The sequence below is a fragment of the Paenibacillus sp. B46(2026) genome (assembly GCF_056786355.1).
This window is the reverse complement of record NZ_CM165907.1, coordinates 5,868,523-5,887,390: the sequence shown is the minus strand read 5'-3', so window position 1 is coordinate 5,887,390 and position 18,868 is coordinate 5,868,523. Positions and strand designations below refer to the sequence as shown.

Genomic DNA, 18,868 nt, shown 5'->3' with positions numbered 1-18,868 from the left:
CGAAATGAATTGAATTAAGTCAAGTCATGGAAGCCGAGTGAGGTCAGGATCATATTCCTGAGTTCATTCGGCTTTTTTAGTTTTTTCCTTTAAATCGATTCAATTGAGTACATATCGTCCTGTAAACGCAGACTACCAGGCTGCCCAGTTTCAACTTTTACTTCAGTGGCAAATACACCAGGCATGCGCCCATCCGGGAACAAGGGCATCTGTTTATCAAGGACAATAAACATGCCTTCTGCATCACCCGTGGGGGAGAATTTCTTCCCGTCTCCGGCAAAGGGCTCAAGTTGATAAAGCCCATTCAATGTGCTCATCGTCTCAGGAACATCATCGACATGCAGACCGATTTCACTAATACATAACAGATGTTTCACTTCGAAAGCTTCATCGACTGCATTATCGAGTGAGTGGTGAGCGATGAATTCCATCAAGTTGCCGCTCGGATCATAGAAATAGAAGGCTGTTGCATCCCAGTAGGGGAAATAGAATTCATCCTGTCCATCTTTGGAAAGCAGCGAAATATTACGGTCTTGGGCCCACTTTTTCGCATCAGCAAGTGTATTCGTTGGAATCGTAAACGCTAGATGATAGTATGGCTTCTCTTGCTCTGGAGCCTTCTTGAAAGAAAGGACCGAGTCTCCGGCACGGAATGAAACGCATGTTGTACTACCCTCCATCAGATCCATTCCCAATGAAATCGTGTAAAACTCTTTTATAGCCTCAATATGATGGGTCAACAAACCAATTTCTCTTATTTTCATTTTATTTTAATACCTCTTCTCCTACACTATCCCTTGATTAAAATACTCAATCGTCTTCTCAATAAATGCTTTGGCCGATTGCGTCAGATAACGGTCAGACCGATGGATGATCTCAAAGTGCCGGTATGGCGGATCGTCTGTAATTCGGATGCAACGTAGCGTGGGTTCGTTCATGGCTTGGATCAGAGGATAAGGCAGCAGTGTTCCTCCGACGTTGGCTTTGACCAGGCTAATGATGGAGGTTGCCGAACTGGTCTCCATGATGGTATTTAGGCTGAATCCATATTTACGGCAATAGCCGTCAACCAATTCTCTGCCTGTAAATCCTTCGGGAAACATCACCGTTTGGATATCACGCAGCTCCTGAATTTCAATTGTGTTTCTTCCAGCCCAATCATGATTCTCAGAAACGACCAGTACATATTCTTCACTACACAAAGGAATGCGTACAAGCCGATCATCAGGGGCAGACGTGATCTCGATGCCGATGTCGACTTCATTTTCCAACACTTGATTGACAACATAGATCGAAGAAATAACCTTCAATTGCACCTTGGGGAATCGGGCATGAAAATCAACGAGCAGTGGAGTGAGACGGTAATCCAAATCGGATGGAAGAACACCGATAACCAATCGTCCCCGCTGATCATTGCGGAATTCAGCTAGCGCATCCTGGGTATTCTGTACATGCCGGACCATCTGCACACAGTGCTCCAGAAACAGAGTCCCAGCCTGGGTCATCACAATCTTTTTGCCGACACGGTCAAACAAAGGAACACCAAGTTCATCCTCCAACCCACGTATTTGTTGACTCAACGTAGGTTGAGATATACCAAGTTTCTCAGCTGCCCGTGTAAAATGAAGCTCCTCACACACTGTAATAAAGTTTTCCATCTGACGAATCTCCATGAATTCACCTCTAATAATTGGTTTTAGTAATCATTTTAATAGAAATAATAGTATTGTTCAATCATTCTAATGATCCTATACTTAATCGTGCACCACCCGAAGATCTTGTCATTAAAGAATAAGATCTTGGTAAATGCTTCAAAACTACTACCATGAGGTGATCCATAATGAAAATTTTTTATATTGTTTTGGCGCTTATCCTGGCTTCACTGAACTTAAGACCACCGATTACCTCCATTTCTCCGCTAATGAGCACCATACAGCATGATCTGGGTTTGAGCGGTATGACCGCCAGTCTTTTAACTACACTACCTGTATTATGTATGGGTATATTCGCTCCGTTCTCCGTAAGATTAAGTAGAAGGTGGGGGAACGAAGGTGCCATTGTGCTGGCTTTAATCCTTATTGGGATAGGTACGGGATTGAGATTGTTCGTAGGTGCAACTCCGTTGATGATGTTCACTTCTTTTCTGTCGGGTGTAGGGATTGCATTGGCAGGGCCGTTGTTGTCCAGCTTCATTAAGCAATATTTCCCTAACCGAGTAGCAGCCATGGTAGGCATCTACTCTACTGCGATGGTGATGGGGGCCAGCATTAGTGTGGGATTATCGGTTCCGCTTCAACATACGCTGGGTGGATCTTGGAGAGGTTCTTTGGCTACATGGGCATTACTCGCAGTCATTGCATTACCGATCTGGTTGAAATTAGCCTGGTCTGCGCGTACAGAGCGGCAATCCGGACAAACTTCGGCTGTCATTCATGCATCACTCCCGGTGAAGAACAGGCGTGCATGGGTGCTAACTTTGTTCTTCGGACTGATGGCTGCGATCTTCTATTCGTTAACCGCTTGGCTTGCGCCAGCCATTCAAAGCCAGGGATATAGCCAAGAGACTGCCGGCAACATCCAAACGTTATTTACATTAATATCGCTGCCCTCAACGTTATTCATCCCCATGCTTGTACACCGGTACCAAAGACGTGTATTCTGGCTTGTCGGATGTGCGTTGTTGGAATTGATAGGTGTCCTGATGCTGAATCTCTCTGTGAGTCCGTGGCTCGCGGCGATCCCGCTCGGTATTGGTGCAGGTGGACTGTTCCCGATTGCACTCATGTTGCCGATTGATGAGACAAGCAATGCTCAGGAAGCCAGCAGCTGGTCGGCAATGACTCAATCTGGTGGCTACATTCTTGGAGCACTTGGGCCGCTGGCGATTGGTTGGCTCCACGACCTGACAGGCAGCTTCGTGCAAGCATTCTATGGTTTGGCTATCATCATCGTGTTGCAGATTATCGTTCAATTGGCTATTGGCAATAAAAAAAGCTCAAAAGTTGTGGATCATGAGCAGGAGCTAAAAGGCATGTAAAGTAAGATGGATATAGAAATAGTATCTTTATACATGATCTAACAAGTCCAGATAGTGCTGCCTTAACGCTTTCTGTAAGATGACGGGCTGCACAATCTTAATCGATTTACCATAGCCCGCAAGATATCTCACAATGAAGTCAAGCTCGTGAGGTTCATACGAACCGACAAGAAGTGTTTGTGCCGATTCACTGCCCGATTCGTTGAAGTGCATGATCTGCATGGATGGAAAATGTTCTTGCTGGAATAGTTCAACCCCGGCTTCGTCAATCAGGCATTTGAATGGAATTGCTTGTTCCGATGGTTCCCATAACGAAAAGGTATCCTGTGCATGAAGTTTAATAACATGAGCTAAAGGTTCAACGTCGGACACTTCGGCTGAAATGATCCGGTCGCAGCGGAACACTCGGTACGCTTGTTTGTGCAGATCATAGGCCTGGCAATACCAGTAGCCTTTTCTGGCATAGAGCGAGATGGGTTGAATGGTGCGGTTATTGGTGTTGGATGTACTAGATGATGGATCTGATTGTTCAGAATCAGGAAGGTTTGAAGGAGATTGCCTTTGATCAGGGGATCTACGCTGATTAGCGTACGTAATCTGGATCACGATATTTTGCACAGCAGCCATCAACAGAAATTCCAAATGTGCACTATCGCGGATCTGCTCCGTATGTCGGAAGGATACCCGGTGTTGAATGTTCTCAATATCCTGTCGTTGCTTGTCGGATAACGCGCTCATAAATTTCTCATGAATGGTACGGAAAGAAACCTGAAAGGGTAAGCTGGAGAAACTGCGGAGGGCCTGCATCGCAAAATAAAGGGCATGAAGCTCGCCTGTGTTAAATGATATGGGAGGCAGCTGCATCTGTTGCAGCAGTCGATATCCGCCGTAGCGTCCATATTCGACATAGATGGGCGCCCCCAACTCTTCCAATGAAGCGATATCTCTTATCGCGGTTCGTTTGGAGATCTGGAACTCCTGCATAAGATCTTGCAGGGTGAACTGTTGTTTTTGATTAATGAAGCGCAGCATCTGGTTCATGCGTTCTGATTTTTTCATATCGAACCCTCTTAATGGTGCCATAGATTGGCACCTTTCGTTGTTATAGTGATAAGTGTAATCCAATAGGAACAAGGAGGCAATATAATGAATTTTGAAGTGATACCATTTTTGTCGATGAACGGGGATGCGGCGGCAGCCATTGCTTTTTATGAAGAGTTTCTGGGCGCCAAGGTGATATTCAAGAAAAGTTATAAAGAGATGAAGGAGATGAACCCGGGTTTCCAGTACTCTGCCGGTCAAGATGAGTATATTACACATTCGGTGCTGGAGATTGGGGTTAACAAAGTCATGATTGCGGAAGAAGCAATGGACACGGAGAGAGCATGGCAGCTGGGGAACAGCACGTCACTATGTATTCAATCCAAGGATAAAAATACAATCGATCAACTGTATCATTCTCTGATGCAACATGAGGGCGTGAAGGTACTGGTACCTTACGAGCAAAATGAATTCAGCCCAGGATACGGCATTGTACGGGATCCGTTTGGCATCGCGATTCAGCTGTGTGTGACGGTGCATGATTTTTGAAATGATATCAGGACCCCGGGCACTCTCACTTGGTATAGAAGCGAAGCGGCTGCTAATCACAACGGACATGAAGATAAGTGAAATTGCACATGTACTGGGCTATCAGAATGCGAATTATTTCACCAATCTTTTCACAAACACGATGGGCGAATCCCCCACTCAGTATAAGAAGAACGAACGAGCGGAACGTGTGGATCTTCTGGAAACCTGAGATTGAATGATATCATGGGTGGAATGTAGTGAAAATCTATAGGATTTTACAACAAAGAGCCCGAAGACATTAATACTTCGGGCTCATGTTATGAAATGCAGTGCTGTTGAATTAAACCTCCTGCAGACTGGTGGTCTCCAGCTTGGCAAGACGTTTCATTACTTTCTTGAGCATTACTGAGGCTTTGACGCGTAAAGGAAGATCGGCAGAGATTCCGATGGTGTATGCTCCCGTGATAATCTGCTCTTTAAGTTCAGCCACCGATGCACATGGACGATCCAACACGTTGTATACACTGCCGTATTGCAGACATTGGTGTGTATCACTTCCGGCGGTAACCGGCTTGCCTAGGGATTGGGCAAACGGTTCAACCTGACTGCGGCAGGTCTCGATACCGACTTTGTACATGTCCTTGGCGTTCAGGTCAAATGCATCCAGACGCCCAAGCAGGTTGCGGTCCAACTGATGCAGCGGAGTGGATTCGCGGAAAGGGTGTGCGCCAATTTTGAGTAAAGGCCATGCTTCGGCCAGATCTAGCAGGTCGGCAAAGGGAATGAAAGACCCCTTGGCTATATTATTTTCCAGGCCGGCACGGACGGCGAGGATATGTTCTTTTTGACCAATCAGCAAAATATGCCCCGTCTCCTGAATATCCACTTCCATCCCAGGGAAAATGCGAAGTCCGTCTGCATCATAGTATTCTCCGTTATAGGGGTAAAGACGATCCAGCGTCTCATAGACATCGTGGAAGTGACGGGTGTTAAAGTGCTCTGTAAGCGCGAGGGCATCCAGCCCGCTGGCTTTCGCTTCCGTGACCATTTCGGTGAAGTAATTGATTGAGAAATCAGAGTTTTTGGATAATTTGCCGTGAGTATGAAGATCAATGCGCATAATGACACTCCTTTTATTCCATGAATGGTTAAGTATATGAATTACAAAATTTCATAATGTGCGCCGAACCAGAACAGCAGAGCCACATAAAGCGCCGATGTAGCGAGAAATCCGATGTCACGAGGGGTGATTCTTAGATGGGCCAGCTTCAGACGTTTGGATTCTGGATGCTTCATGCCGTAAGAGAAGCCGCGTGTCTCCAGTGCTTCAACGGTTGTGCGTGAGCGTTTGGCTGTAGCCAGCATGAGCGGGAAGAAGGACACGACGAACAGTTTCATATAATAAACGACAAGCCGCCAATAGAGCCATCCATGCCGGGAAGGAACAAGGCCCCGCAGTCGGTAGGACAACATGATATTCCGGAACTCACCGAACAGCACTGGCAAGATCCGATAAGCGTAAGAGAGGCTGAACGAGAATGTTGCAGGCATGCCGAGTGCCAGTAATCCATCGCCAATCCGTTCCGGGTCCATACCCGAGAAGACGGTGATACTCGCCAGCGAGACGATGGACAGCTTCAGGGTGAGCAGCAACAGGGGAAATGCAGATTCCCAATTGCCTCCGAAGAACAGCGAGATGATAAACATCCAGCCCACTTGACCGATTAACCCCAGGCAGAGAATGATGATAATAAAGGGAGCAGCCCGAGATAAAATCGTGGTGGTGACCATGAGCAGAAACATGCCAAGCAACACGGTGCCGTTGTGAATAAACCAGGGTACAATGGCAAAAAAGAGATACCAGATCAGCATTGCACGCGGGTCAATCCGTGACAGGCTGGCATGACCACTGCCATATACGGTATTCATTAGCTCCAGCTGTATGCGTTCAATGGATAGTTTGTCAAACCAGTTGCGGACAAGCTGCATGACGGGCATCCTCCTTGGTGAATGATTGATCCAGACTTGCAACAAAGGCATCGGTTGTAGGGCAAAGTGCAGGCAATCCGATACGGTGCGAGAGCTCCATGATCTGTGTAAGGGCAAGTCCCGATCGGCGCAGAAGGGGTTCGTCTGCGAATACCTCGGCAGGGGTGCCGTCGGCTTCTACCCGGCCATTGTGAAGTACAATGACTCGGCTGGCCCACTGGGTAACCAGTTGCATGTCATGCGTGGCAATGACGGTTGTACGCACATACTGATCCAGCTCATCCAGTACACCAATCAATTCTTCTCTTGTAGCAAGATCCAGATTGGCAGTAGGTTCATCGAGCAACATGAGGGAAGGCTTCATGGCTGCGCCGATGGCGAGGGTAACCCGCCGTTGTTGTCCACCGCTCAGGAGCCGGGCATCCCGCTCTTGTAGTGGCGTAAGCCGGAAGCGATCCAGCACATGAGCGATCTGCTCGTCAGCTTCCTGAATGCGACGGGTTTTCAGGAAATACGCCACTTCTTTACGTACACTGTCTTCGATGAACATCTCGGAGGAGTTCTGAAAAATATACGCCACTCTGCCCGCAAGCTGTTCCAAAGAAGATCGATGGGTAACCTCGCCCAAAACGCTGACGCTGCCTTCCTGAGGCAAGCTGATTCCAGCCATGAGTCTGAGCAGTGAAGACTTGCCGGCTCCGTTGTTGCCAACCAAGGCAATCCGTTCTCCTTCATGCAGTGAAAAGTTAATGCCACGAATAACCTCATGCTTTTTTTTGCCCAGTCCTCTGTACCGTAGCCGCGTATTTCGAAATTCGACAATGGGAACAGGCACCGCAGTAGAATCTATCAGTGTGCACCCCGATATTCGCGAAACGGCTGAATCGTTCTGCTCCATGGCAGACTGGATCGTATTCACGGTTTGCCTTTGCAACGGATGTTCTACGGCATCCCCCGGTTTGCCTGAAGCATGTAAGTCCTGCTGGTATTGTCGTTGTGCAAAGTAAATCGTGGCTTCATCCACCGTAATGGGGAACCAATATCGAGTAGCAGAATCCTGGGTACCGCTGGATAATTTACCTTCCTTGTAATGCTCAACCGCTTGAATAGCTGCACGAGTCACCTCGGGTGGCTGAATGCCAAGCCGCTCCAGATCGGCAATTCGATTCAAGCCTTCCTTGACGGGAAGATTCCACAACACACGGCCTTTATCCATCAGCACCACATCTGCGCAGAAGTCGGCGATAAATTCGGTATGATGTTCAATGACGATAATCGTCTTGCCATATTCCGTATTTAATCGGGACAGACATTCGTAGATCAGTCTCGCATGCTGCGGATCAAGCTGGGAAACCGGCTCGTCGACGATCAGAATATCCGGGTCGAGTGACAGCGCACCAGCGAGAGCGAGCAGATGTTTCTGTCCACCACTCAATTCCCAGATGTATCGGTTGTGAATAGTATCCAGTCCGCACATGGCAAGCGCCTGTTCACCCATCTCCCGGTAGTTGGGTAACCCATAGTTCAGAGGTGCAAAGCAGGCTTCATCCAGAACAGTTGGGCGGACCAGTTGATTATCAAAGTCCTGGTATACGTAACCAATTTTTCTGGACAGGTCTGCAACACTTCGGCCTTCGGCAGGTACACCAAGTACATGGACTTCACCCGAGAAGTCACCCGTGTAGAATTGGGGAATGAGGCCGTTGAACAATTTGCACATCGTTGATTTGCCACAACCGTTGCTCCCGATGATTGCAGTGAAACTGCCTTGTGGGAGTTCGAGTGAAGCCCTGTTCAGAACAGGCTCCTCCGAGCCGGGATAGGTAAAGGTCACATTTTGAATGGAGATAGCGGACTCCGGTGCGGGAATAGAAACAGATTGGGACATGACATTATGCATAAGGACGGCTCTCCGTATCTGAAATGGAGTTGTTCTTGTTGCGTCTGGCCCGCATGAAGATGAGTGTCACCACAGCAATTAATGCCGCAGTACCGATACTGATCCAGATGGAGGCAGAACCGTATTGATCCGCATAGTCCGTCTCCCACACCGCGAAGTTAATGTCCATCTCGGAGAGGGATTCGGCGCCGAAAGCCAACGCGAGCAGTAACACACCGATCAGGATAAGCTTTGGACGGAAGAAGCCAACGCCTTCATATTTCATGCCAGGATTGCGAGGTTTGATTCCGAGCAGTGGTTCAATTTTGCCATAGAGCAGGGGAACCAGATACAGTGTTGGCAGTAGCGCGAAGAGGATACCCGAGAACAGGACGTCATTAATGAAACCAACCCCTTCGATCAAAACGACACTTTCAGCGAGTCCCGGAACCGCTTCAAGCTGTTCCACCCCGATCCATACTTTGCCGATATCGACCAGCGAACTGAGAAATTGATGAATGATGACTCCGGTCATGGCTGCAATACCAACCTGCCTGCGATTACGGGGATCACGTACCATACGCCCTGCGACGTACATGGCGAAGGAAAAAGTAATGAATTTCTCGAGCTCGCCAAGTCCGCCAAATTGCCCCAGCATCAACTCACCGAAAATGATTTCGCCGAGGGCAGCACCAAGCGCGGCAATCATGGGATGAAACAGAATACAGAGTGTCAGCGGTATAAAAGCAAAGTATTCAACGGACAATTCAATGGGTCCAAGCTGTAGCTTGGGAATAAGCTCTGTGAACATGTTGGACAAGCCGTACAGTGACATGGACAGCACAAAAACCATCATTTTCTGTGAAGACGTCAGCGTGTAACGTTCAGTCATCTTCTTCATAGATAGATCCCCCCTGAAAGTTGGTATTCTTCATAGCCAAAGTCTAGGGGGAGAGTATTAACGGGAAAGAAGACATTTGTAAATCGATTGTAATTTTTATTACAAATTTTGATTTTATTGAAAAATTTATTACATAGATAAACTACTTCGTCCCCAGTCCACTGATATACTAATTGGAGAGCGAGAAAGGGAGTGTATCCTGAATGAATTTGTTTACGCGAAAAGAACAGCTATCGCCAGGCCATCTGAAAATTGCCGACTTTGTTGAACGTAATCCCGAAGAAATTTTATTCATGACGGAACAGGAGATCGCCGACAGGCTGGGGGTCAGCATTGCGACGGTATCCCGTTTCTGGCGTGCAGTTGGATATGACAATGCCAAGGCATTTAAAATTCGGCTCCGCACGTCTGAAGACACCACACCCGCGTTAAAGTTAAACAAAACCATATCCCGCATGGATACGGAGAGCTTGCCTATTCAGTTATTGGAAGCGTCCGTCAGCCATTTGCAGGAGACGTTATCTCATATGAAGCAAGGGGATCTGGAGCAGGCAGCAGCCATCCTGGCTGAAGCGCGAAGAGTATACATCTATGCACCTGGACCATCTGCAGGTCTGGCGGAGCTATTATCATTCCGCTTGTCCAGATTTGGATTGACCGTTATTCACCTTGCTGGAGGTGGACATGAGTTGTTGGAATCGTTAATGCATATGCAGCAAGAGGATATGGTGATGCTCATGTGTTTCACCCGCTTGTTGCCTGAAGCAGAGGTCATTCTGGATTATGCCCGTGATACGGGAAGCAAAGCCATACTTGTGACAGATCGGGAAGACCTGTTATATGGACTGGCAACGGAGTTGTCTTTTTACGTCAGCAGAGGAGAACTGGGAGAATTTCATTCCATGGTGACTCCACTGCTGTTAATGGAACAGATGGTGCTGGCTGTGGGATTAATGCAGAAAGAGCGTGCGCTGTCCAAGTTGGAACGGCTTGCTGAACTGCGCAGTCGGTATGGAGATAAGCTGCCGCGAGGGTGATGAATGTACAGGCGATAACGATAAAGATGAAGTTCAATACACAAACAGGGCGATGATCACGACAAATCGTCCTGTTTTTCTTGTTTACAAGGGACAGCCGGTTACTAGAAACAGACCAAATGGTAGCCATATATAAGTGTGTGTTTCTTTGCTTTGTGTTACCATACGTACAAGTAGATACAGAGACGTTTTACGGATGGGGATAAGCTATTGAGTCTCTTTTCTGGAAGAGTGAAAAATGACATAAAAAAATAAACGGCAACAGATGATCCAAAATGCTGCAAATCGGGTATCAATAGTAGAGTCATCCAGAACCTGATGGATACATATATTGCTGTGATCGTTGTTTTGCTGGTTAAAGGCTGTTTATTATGGAATGAACTGTGGGGGTTATCAAGTGCCTATATTAGATATGGAAAAGAAAGATGCTGTCACCGATGCGTTGGTCATCAAGGCGATGGAGAAAAGTCTTGCTATCATTCGATTCGATCTGGATCGACGGGTAACTTATGTGAATGAAGTTTTTGCCCAGACGATGGGATATACGGTAGATGAGATGTATGGCATGCAGCATCAGCAGTTATGCTTCGGCCATTTTGTGAACACCCCGGACTATGATGCTTTTTGGAATAGCATATTTAATGGTGTCAGCTTCCAGGACAAGGTTGAACGCAAGGATGCCAAGGGAAATCCCGTATGGCTTGAGGCGACGTATATGCCGGTGTACGATGAGACGAATCAGAAGATACTGGGTGTATCCAAAATAGCGACCAACATCACTAATCGTCAGAACAATATCTCGGTCGTGGTAAATGAACTGAAAGCGATGTCCCATGAGCTGAATGAGCAAGCAGATACAGGGATTGGACGAAGCCAGGAGTTAATGTCCAGTATCTCATATATCTCAGAGGTGTCGGCTTCTAATCGTGTGACGCTGACTCATCTGCAGGAACAGGCCGGATCAATCCAGGGAGTGGTACGAACCATACGCGAGATTTCATCACAGACGCAACTGCTCGCATTAAATGCTGCCATTGAAGCGGCGCATGCTGGAGAGTTCGGACGAGGATTCGACATCGTCGCCAAGGAAGTAAAGAAACTATCCACAATGGTGGAGAACTCCATTAATGAGATTCGTGATAGTGTTACCGGAATAACCAAGGAAATTGCCAATATTACAGGCGGTACACAAAAGGTAGAGGAGTATGTCGAGCAGAGCCAGGAGCGAATCGAGATTGCTTTGAATGACTTTAAGGCAATTGCTGAATCCGCTCAGTTGCTTGATGCCAAAGCGGAGCATGTGACCAGAATCGTTTAATATATGGTGGATGGATCATAGGAAAACCATGCGATATATTCTTGATATCCTTCTGACTCAGTATGTTGACTGATCAATACGAAGCGGTTCCTTATACAGGGACCGTTTTTTTTGCTGTGTTCAAAACATGCAATGGAAGTAAGGAGAATGCGAGCATCTGTTATAAGCAGGTCCAATTGAGTGGTCTACAAAAAACGGGAATTATTGTGTGCAAACGGGGACACAATACTTGGGAATACCTGCAGCTTCGTTATGCAGAGAAATGTTGGGGTGGGAACATGTGGTCAACAATTGTATCCTACGTGCCGGATTTGAACATATGGATGCAGGCATTTCTGGTCGTCATTATTCCGATTGGCATTACTATGACTACGCGCTGGATCAATGCCACCATTAAACGTGGAAGCTTCTCTCGTTCGGAGCGACCGTCCACTTCCTCGAAGGACATCTCGCCAGCCGCCGCAGGGCAGGGCGAGGGAACGGAGACGGGCCACTATGCGAATATTAAGATAACCGGAAAGTACATTACGGATCTGATTAGCGTAAGAGAAAGCTTTGGTCAAAATGCAGACGTGCATATTCGGGAATTTACCATCAGGGGTACGAATACACGCGCTGCGGTCATGTATACCGAAGGTTTGGGAGATCATGACTTAATTATTGATCACTTGATTACACCACTAATGTTAGAAGGCATACCGCAGCTTAAGCAGGAGGGGTTTCTTCATCCGGATAATGCATATTTACTTTCGGCATATCTGCAGAATCAATTACTTCCAGTTAGTCAGATTCAGGAGACCAATTCCCTTCAGGAGCTTTCACTGGGTGTACTTTTTGGCAAAAATGCGCTGTTGGTTGATGGATTGCCGGGTGCTTTATTAATTGGAACCCATAAAATTAAAGCACGAGGTGTGAATGAACCTTTGTCCGAAGGATTGCTTCGTGGCCCCCGCATTGGTTTTACAGAACAGTTAAGCGATAATACAGCCATTTTGCGTCGCTATGGAAGCGATCAGAGCCTGTTTATTCAGAAGTTTGAAGTGGGAAAACGAATCAAAAAAGATTTGGCGATAGCCTATATTCAGGACATTGCTAATCCTGTACTTGTGGATGAAGTTCGGAAGCGAATCGAGAAGATTGACATGGACTCCATGCTGGAATCAGGTTATGTCGAACAACTGATCGAGGACAGTACGCTGAGTCCCTTTCAACAGGTATTAAATACGGAGAGACCTGATCGGGTCATGGGTGCCTTGTTGGAGGGACGGGTAGCCATTATGTTAGACGGTACGCCATTTGTTTTGATTGTACCGATGACCTTCAGCATGCTGCTTCAATCTCCCGAGGACTACTATGAACGCTGGATTCCCGGAACCTTCATGCGAACGTTGCGTACGATGTCTGCCATGCTGGCCTTGCTTGCTCCTGCGCTCTATATCTCGTTTATCTCGTTCCATCCCGGGCTGATCCCCACCAAGCTGGTATTGACGATCATTGAAACGCGAACGGGCGTGCCGTTTCCTTCGATCATTGAAGTGCTGATCATGGAGCTCTCGATTGAAATTCTCAGAGAGGCAGGCATACGTCTGCCTAAGCCGATTGCGCCCGCGATGGGTATCGTTGGAGGTCTGATTATCGGCCAAGCAGCGGTACAGGCAGGAATAATAAGCCAATTCCTGGTTATTGTCGTTGCGGTTACAGCCATTTCTTCCTTTACGATCCCTGTATACAGTGCAGGCTTAACCCTGCGAATTCTGCGTTTTGCCGCCATGTTTAGTGCAGCCGTGCTCGGGTTGTTTGGTGTAGTTATGTTCTTTCTCCTCATCTGTACGCATCTGGCGAGACTATCGAGCTTTGGTGTGCCTTATGTTGAACCAGCCGTGCCTTATCGATTCGGGGAATGGAAGGATTTTGTGATCCGTGCCCCGCTAAATATGATGAAAAAACGTCCTGAGATGACTCATCCGACCGATAAGGACCGAACAAAATCATAAAGTGATTGAGGTGACAAGAAGTGAACAACTCTGAAGGAAAGATTAGTGGTAGACAGGCCGTGGTGATTATTGTCAATTACATGCTTGGTGCAGGCATCTTGACACTCCCTAGAACGGCCGGTAAAGCTGTTGGAACACCAGATGTCTGGATTTCCATTATTCTTTCCGGACTGATTATTACAGGTGTCGGCCTTATTATGGTCACCCTGTGTCGCAGATTTCCCGAGAAAACCGTGTTCCAGTTCACCCGTGAGATTACCGGGCGCTGGATTGCTTACATACTGGGCTGTGCCATGATTATGTATTTTATGGTCATTGCAGCATTCGAAATCAGAGTCATGGCAGATGTAACGGGCATGTATCTGCTCGAACGTACTCCAACCTGGGCCATTGTCATGGTTTTTATGTGGATTGGCATATATTTGATCTCCGGTGGACTTGCCGTCCTTGTGCGTGTATTTGAGATCATTTTGCCGATTACGCTGATTATATTTGTAATCGAAATTCTGCTCAGTAACCAGCTATTTGAGATCGGTAATTTGAGGCCGGTACTTGGAGAGGGAATCATACCGGTTATTAAAGGATTGAAGCCCTCACTACTGTCGTATACAGGTTACGAGGTGATGCTGGTCATGACCGCATATATGCAAGATCCGAAAAAAAGCAATAAGGCTATGACATGGGGCTTAATGATCTCGACAATGATCTACTTGATTACAGTTGTTATGGTTGTGGGCAGCTTGTCCCTTGACGGGATTAAGACAAGAACGTGGCCAACGCTGGATTTGGTAAGAAGCTTTGAAATACAAGGTTTAATATTCGAGCGATTTGAATCATTGTTGCTGGTCATCTGGATTATGCAGATTTTTTCGACAATGGCGATCACACATTACTGCGCTTCGGTGGGCATTCGTGATTTGTTTCGTATGAAGAAGATACAGGTCATTATGTATTGCCTGCTTCCGGTCATTTATTTGACTGCAATGATGCCCAAAACGGTGAATGAGACCTTTGCACTAGGGGATATGCTAGGCAATACATCCGTGTTTTTATTTGCTATTCTACCGCTGGTATTGCTACTGCTGAGTCTTATTCGCAAAAAAGGAGGCAAACATGCATGATTCCATTCCATATGTTCCTACGCTTAGCCGCTGTATTATGCATTCTGTTAACGATATCCGGATGTTGGAGCAGCCGGGAGATAGAGGATCTAAGTGTCTACGTTGGTCTCGGGATCGATATCGGCAAAGAGACGGAATTCGAGAAGAACACTGCAGCTCAGGGAGGAACGTATCCGATGCAGAAAAATGTGACAGCCACAGTACAGATTGCTCCGGGTAGTTCGAAAAGCCAGAAAAGCGAGCAATCCGGTTCACCTGCTTCAGGCAAAAGCTCCTATTCCAATGAACAGCTTACCGGAGATTCCTTGCTGCAAATCTTTCGTCAGTTTGCACTAAGGCGAGATCGTCCACTTATCGGACATCATCTGAAGGTTATCGTTGTCTCCAAGGATATTGCCAAAAAGTATGGTCTGGACCAACTCCTTGATTTAGTCCTTCGAGATAACGATATTCGTCCAAATTGCCTGGTCCTGATTAGTCATCATCGTGCGGTAGATGTACTGACTTCACAGGACCCTTCCCGGATTCCTGCATTTCATCTCACAGGAATAACGAACAATTCGTACATTTCCAATAAGATTCTGGACCCAGTCTTGCTCTCCAAATTAGATGCCAAAATGCAATCCGGATCCAGCTTCCTGCTTCAAAATGTGCTGAATTCCAATGGAGAAGATGAGTTCTCCGGAGGCAGCGTTTTTGATGGAAAGACGAAAAAATTTCTCGGGGAACTGAGTCAAACGGACCTGGAAGGGCTATCGTGGATTAAGCCTAAAGCAAAAGGAGGCGTCTTGAAGACATATAACAAGGAGGGGTTCACCGTTATATTTGAAACGAAGAAGAAAAAAACAAAAGTAATTCCGAAGGTGGTCGGCGATGATATATCGTTCCATGTAAAGAACGAATCTGAAGGCTGGCTGATGGAGGATTGGCGTGTTCCCGAAGAAGAGCTAGAGGAGGCTTACCTCAAAGAGCTGGAAGAGGAATTTGCTGAGCTGGCCGAGCAACAGGTTCGACAGGTTCTCTACAAACTTCAACACACCTATAAAGTAGACGTTGCTGATTTTCGGGATAGTCTGCGCATCAAATATCCGGAAACATGGAAAAAGGTCAAAGACGATTGGGACCAAATTTTTAGCACCGTGCCGATTACTTATGAGGTGAACCTCAGCATTAACAGTCCGGGTTCCTCAACCGACTAGAAACATGTTCAATTTTGAATAACTGTTGACACATTCATGATAGATCGCTATATTTATAAAAAATCATTTTCTTATCCAGAGAGGTGGAGGGACTGGCCCTTAGAAACCTCAGCAACAGATCTGAAGGATACTGTGCTAATTCCAGCGGGTGAAAGCCTGATAGATAGGAGCGTTTGTTTTTATTTGTCAGTAACGGCGCACTCTTTAGGAAGAGTGGGTCTTTTTTGTTTTTTCTGGATGAAGAAGTAGGGGAGCAGCAGGTATGGAGAACAACAACGATAAAGGGCATTTTCAGCGGAAAATGCAGGCACGGCATGTGATCATGCTCTCTCTCGGAGGAGTCATTGGAACGGGATTATTCCTCAGCTCGGGTTACACGATTCAGCAGGCGGGACCACTGGGAACCATTCTGTCCTACCTGATCGGAGCAATCGTCGTATATCTGGTCATGCTATGTCTCGGTGAACTGTCTGTTCATATGCCAGAGACGGGAGCATTTCATAGCTACGCAGCCAAATACATCGGACCAGCAACAGGATACACGGTGGCCTGGTTGTACTGGTTAACCTGGACGGTTGCCCTTGGTTCCGAGTTTACAGCCGCGGGACTGCTAATGCAGCGTTGGTTTCCATCGGTGAACGTATGGATCTGGAGCGCGCTGTTTGCACTGATGATCTTTTTGTTTAATGCACTGACGGTAAAATTTTTCGCGGAATCGGAGTTCTGGTTCTCATCGGTGAAAGTAGTTACCATCGTAATCTTCATTATTATCGGTGGCGCAGCCATGTTTGGTATCATTCCGATGGCGGATGCTGAACCTGCTCCGTTTCTATCGAATATTACAGCATCTGGATGGTTCCCTCATGGGGCTACAGCGATATTGATGACCATGCTTGCTGTAAATTTTGCATTCTCAGGCACCGAGTTAATCGGCATTGCTGCCGGGGAGACGGAGAATCCGGAAAAGACAATACCAAAGGCTATTCATACAACGCTGTGGCGTTTGGTGATTTTTTTCATCGGAACGATTATTATCTTGTCTGCCTTGCTGCCTATGTCGGATGCCAGTGTACTGCAAAGTCCATTTGTAGCGGTCATGGAGCGAGTGGGTGTACCGTATGCAGCAGACATTATGAACTTTGTTATTCTAACGGCAATTCTCTCTGCTGCCAATTCAGGCCTGTATGCTTCATCACGGATGCTCTGGTCTCTGGCTGATAAAAGAACGATCTCTCCTTGGTTCGCCAAATTGACGAAACGCGGGGTACCGCTGAATGCGCTCCTGATCAGTATGGTTGGTGGTGCGCTCGCTCTGCTGTCCAGCATCATTGCGCCAGGTACCGTGTATATTACACTGGTCTCCATTTCAGGTCTGGCTGTTGTGGCCGTATGGATGAGCATCAGTGCTTCCCAGTACATGTTCCGTAGACAGTATATCCGGGAAGGACATGCGGTCAAAGATCTGGTCTACCGCACACCACTGTATCCGGCGGTACCGATTATCTCATTTATATTATGCCTGGCTTCATGCATAGGTATTGCTTTTGATCCTACACAGCGAATTGCGCTGTATTGTGGGATTCCATTTATCGCAGTGTGTTACGCAGCTTATTATCTGACAGAACGTGTGAATAAGAAAAGAGGACAAGTACATGACGCAAGTACAACAGATTAACCCCATAGAACAGATCCTGCGCGAACATCCGGTCATGATTCTGGATGGAGCGCTCGCAACGGAACTCGAACAGCATGGATCTGATCTGGATGATCCGCTATGGTCGGCGCGTGTGTTAATTGAGAATCCGGACGTTATCGTTCAGGTCCATGCGGATTATTTTCGAGCAGGAGCCGACTGCGCCATTACATCCAGTTATCAGGCGACGGTGGATGGCTTTAGCAAGAGAGGAATCGGAGAGCAAGAAGCGTTGGACCTGATTCGCAAGACGGTGGAACTGGCTGCAAAGGCGAGAGATGACGTATGGGCAGAAGTGCAGGGTGGTTTAGTAGGGAGAGAAAGCTCGACAGGTCAGCTTGTAAAAGCTCCTTCGGTACGTTCCGAGACCGTGGAGAATGAGGAGTATATAACAGATCGTACAGAGGATCGCGAAGAAGACTGTCTTCGTCCACGTCCAATTATTGCCGGGTCCGTTGGACCGTACGGCGCCTATCTGGCGGATGGTTCAGAGTATGTGGGACATTACGGCGTGTCGGATGAGACGCTTGCCGCATTTCACCGTCCGCGTATGGCGGCGCTGCTTGAAGCGGGTGCTGATATTCTGGCGTTTGAGACCATTCCATCCTTGCAGGAAGCGCAGGTGCTGGTTGATTTACTGAAGGAGTTTCCTCATGCGTATGCCTGGTTATCTTTTTCTTTAAAAGACGGGACAAGCATCAGCGAAGGCACACCGCTTGAGGTGTGTGCACAGAAGTTTGGCTCCGAGCCGCAGATTGCGGCGATTGGCCTGAATTGTGCTCCGATGGAAGTGGTGACGGAAGCAGTGGGCATTTTGAGCCGTACCAGTGACAAACCTGTAATTGTGTATCCGAACTCGGGAGAAGTATACGATGCGGCAACGAAGACGTGGAGCGGACAGGGTACATGTGGCAGTATGAGTGATGCTTCGGAGCAGTGGGTTGCAGCGGGCGCGAAAATTATTGGTGGTTGTTGCCGAACTACGCCACATCAGATTGGTGAACTTGCGAAGAAGTGGCGGAGTTAAAAGACTTGATGTAGAGTTGTACACCGAAAAGCTAGAGATACAACCACATATGAAGAAGCCCTCACGACCCATTACTGGATTGGTGAGGGCTTTTTCAGTGT

General features: G+C 47.2%; 17 protein-coding genes and 1 riboswitch. Of the genes, 10 read left to right on the top strand and 7 right to left on the bottom strand.

Translation table 11 applies throughout. From position 1 onward, the window contains the following. Positions 1 to 89 precede the first annotated feature (89 nt). Both AC1S8V_RS26205 and AC1S8V_RS26200 read right to left on the bottom strand, forming a co-directional pair. A complete protein-coding gene (locus AC1S8V_RS26205; protein WP_482071366.1) occupies positions 90 to 764 on the bottom strand; it encodes a VOC family protein in 675 nt (224 codons plus the stop codon). 21 nt (positions 765 to 785) lie between these two features. Then, positions 786 to 1,673, bottom strand: a complete 888-nt coding sequence (locus tag AC1S8V_RS26200) for a LysR family transcriptional regulator (protein WP_482071365.1) — start codon at positions 1,671 to 1,673, stop codon at positions 786 to 788. Between the two features lie 167 nt (positions 1,674 to 1,840). Between AC1S8V_RS26200 and AC1S8V_RS26195 the strand changes: the two genes are divergently transcribed. Beyond that, a complete protein-coding gene (locus AC1S8V_RS26195) occupies positions 1,841 to 3,037 on the top strand; it encodes an MFS transporter (RefSeq protein WP_482071364.1) in 1,197 nt (398 codons plus the stop codon). A gap of 27 nt (positions 3,038 to 3,064) precedes the next feature. On the opposite strand, the gene AC1S8V_RS26190 is transcribed toward AC1S8V_RS26195, so the two are convergent. After that, positions 3,065 to 4,096, bottom strand: coding sequence for a helix-turn-helix transcriptional regulator (locus tag AC1S8V_RS26190; RefSeq protein WP_482071363.1), 1,032 nt, complete (start codon positions 4,094 to 4,096; stop codon positions 3,065 to 3,067). An 87-nt stretch (positions 4,097 to 4,183) separates the two neighbouring features. On the opposite strand from AC1S8V_RS26190, the gene AC1S8V_RS26185 reads away from it, so the two are divergent. Continuing rightward, on the top strand, positions 4,184 to 4,627 hold the full coding sequence (locus AC1S8V_RS26185) for a VOC family protein (RefSeq protein WP_482071362.1): 444 nt from the start codon (positions 4,184 to 4,186) through the stop codon (positions 4,625 to 4,627). Next, complete coding sequence (locus tag AC1S8V_RS26180) at positions 4,617 to 4,838, top strand: helix-turn-helix domain-containing protein (RefSeq protein ID WP_482071361.1); 222 nt, start codon at positions 4,617 to 4,619, stop codon at positions 4,836 to 4,838. The genes AC1S8V_RS26185 and AC1S8V_RS26180 overlap by 11 nt, the downstream gene beginning before the upstream one ends. Before the next feature lie 111 nt (positions 4,839 to 4,949). Here AC1S8V_RS26180 and AC1S8V_RS26175 read toward each other — a convergent pair whose 3' ends face one another. The 4 genes from AC1S8V_RS26175 to AC1S8V_RS26160 are packed head-to-tail and all read right to left on the bottom strand — an operon-like array spanning position 4,950 to position 9,378. Further along, the gene (locus AC1S8V_RS26175) at positions 4,950 to 5,729 is read right to left on the bottom strand and encodes a PHP domain-containing protein (protein ID WP_482071360.1); all 780 of its coding nucleotides are present in this window, start codon (positions 5,727 to 5,729) and stop codon (positions 4,950 to 4,952) included. Positions 5,730 to 5,770: 41 nt separating this feature from the next. After that, positions 5,771 to 6,598 carry an energy-coupling factor transporter transmembrane component T family protein gene (locus tag AC1S8V_RS26170; RefSeq protein ID WP_482071359.1) on the bottom strand — a complete coding sequence of 276 codons (828 nt, stop codon included), beginning with the start codon at positions 6,596 to 6,598 and terminating at the stop codon, positions 5,771 to 5,773. Next, complete coding sequence (locus AC1S8V_RS26165) at positions 6,573 to 8,498, bottom strand: ABC transporter ATP-binding protein (protein WP_482071358.1); 1,926 nt, start codon at positions 8,496 to 8,498, stop codon at positions 6,573 to 6,575. Before AC1S8V_RS26165 ends, AC1S8V_RS26170 begins: the two co-directional genes overlap by 26 nt. Next, the gene (locus tag AC1S8V_RS26160) at positions 8,491 to 9,378 is read right to left on the bottom strand and encodes a DUF8171 family membrane protein (protein ID WP_482071357.1); all 888 of its coding nucleotides are present in this window, start codon (positions 9,376 to 9,378) and stop codon (positions 8,491 to 8,493) included. Before AC1S8V_RS26160 ends, AC1S8V_RS26165 begins: the two co-directional genes overlap by 8 nt. 203 nt (positions 9,379 to 9,581) lie before the next feature. On the opposite strand from AC1S8V_RS26160, the gene AC1S8V_RS26155 reads away from it, so the two are divergent. The 7 genes from AC1S8V_RS26155 to mmuM all read left to right on the top strand — a co-directional run bounded on the left by AC1S8V_RS26155 (position 9,582) and on the right by mmuM (position 18,767). Continuing rightward, positions 9,582 to 10,415: a MurR/RpiR family transcriptional regulator gene (locus AC1S8V_RS26155; protein WP_482071356.1), complete on the top strand. Its 834-nt coding sequence runs from the start codon at positions 9,582 to 9,584 to the stop codon at positions 10,413 to 10,415. A gap of 412 nt (positions 10,416 to 10,827) precedes the next feature. Further along, a complete protein-coding gene (locus tag AC1S8V_RS26150; protein ID WP_482071355.1) occupies positions 10,828 to 11,733 on the top strand; it encodes a methyl-accepting chemotaxis protein in 906 nt (301 codons plus the stop codon). 278 nt (positions 11,734 to 12,011) lie between these two features. Beyond that, positions 12,012 to 13,727 carry a spore germination protein gene (locus AC1S8V_RS26145; protein WP_482071354.1) on the top strand — a complete coding sequence of 572 codons (1,716 nt, stop codon included), beginning with the start codon at positions 12,012 to 12,014 and terminating at the stop codon, positions 13,725 to 13,727. Positions 13,728 to 13,747: 20 nt separating this feature from the next. Then, entirely contained in the window at positions 13,748 to 14,848 is a 1,101-nt protein-coding gene (locus tag AC1S8V_RS26140) for a GerAB/ArcD/ProY family transporter (protein ID WP_482071353.1), read from the top strand. After that, complete coding sequence (locus AC1S8V_RS26135; protein WP_482071352.1) at positions 14,845 to 16,047, top strand: Ger(x)C family spore germination protein; 1,203 nt, start codon at positions 14,845 to 14,847, stop codon at positions 16,045 to 16,047. The genes AC1S8V_RS26140 and AC1S8V_RS26135 overlap by 4 nt, the downstream gene beginning before the upstream one ends. A 68-nt stretch (positions 16,048 to 16,115) precedes the next feature. Then, positions 16,116 to 16,217: riboswitch (SAM riboswitch) on the top strand. Between the two features lie 92 nt (positions 16,218 to 16,309). Then, the gene (gene mmuP / locus AC1S8V_RS26130; RefSeq protein ID WP_482071351.1) at positions 16,310 to 17,722 is read left to right on the top strand and encodes an S-methylmethionine permease; all 1,413 of its coding nucleotides are present in this window, start codon (positions 16,310 to 16,312) and stop codon (positions 17,720 to 17,722) included. Further along, positions 17,700 to 18,767: a homocysteine S-methyltransferase gene (gene mmuM, locus AC1S8V_RS26125; RefSeq protein ID WP_482071350.1), complete on the top strand. Its 1,068-nt coding sequence runs from the start codon at positions 17,700 to 17,702 to the stop codon at positions 18,765 to 18,767. The genes mmuP and mmuM overlap by 23 nt, the downstream gene beginning before the upstream one ends. Positions 18,768 to 18,868: the final 101 nt, after the last annotated feature.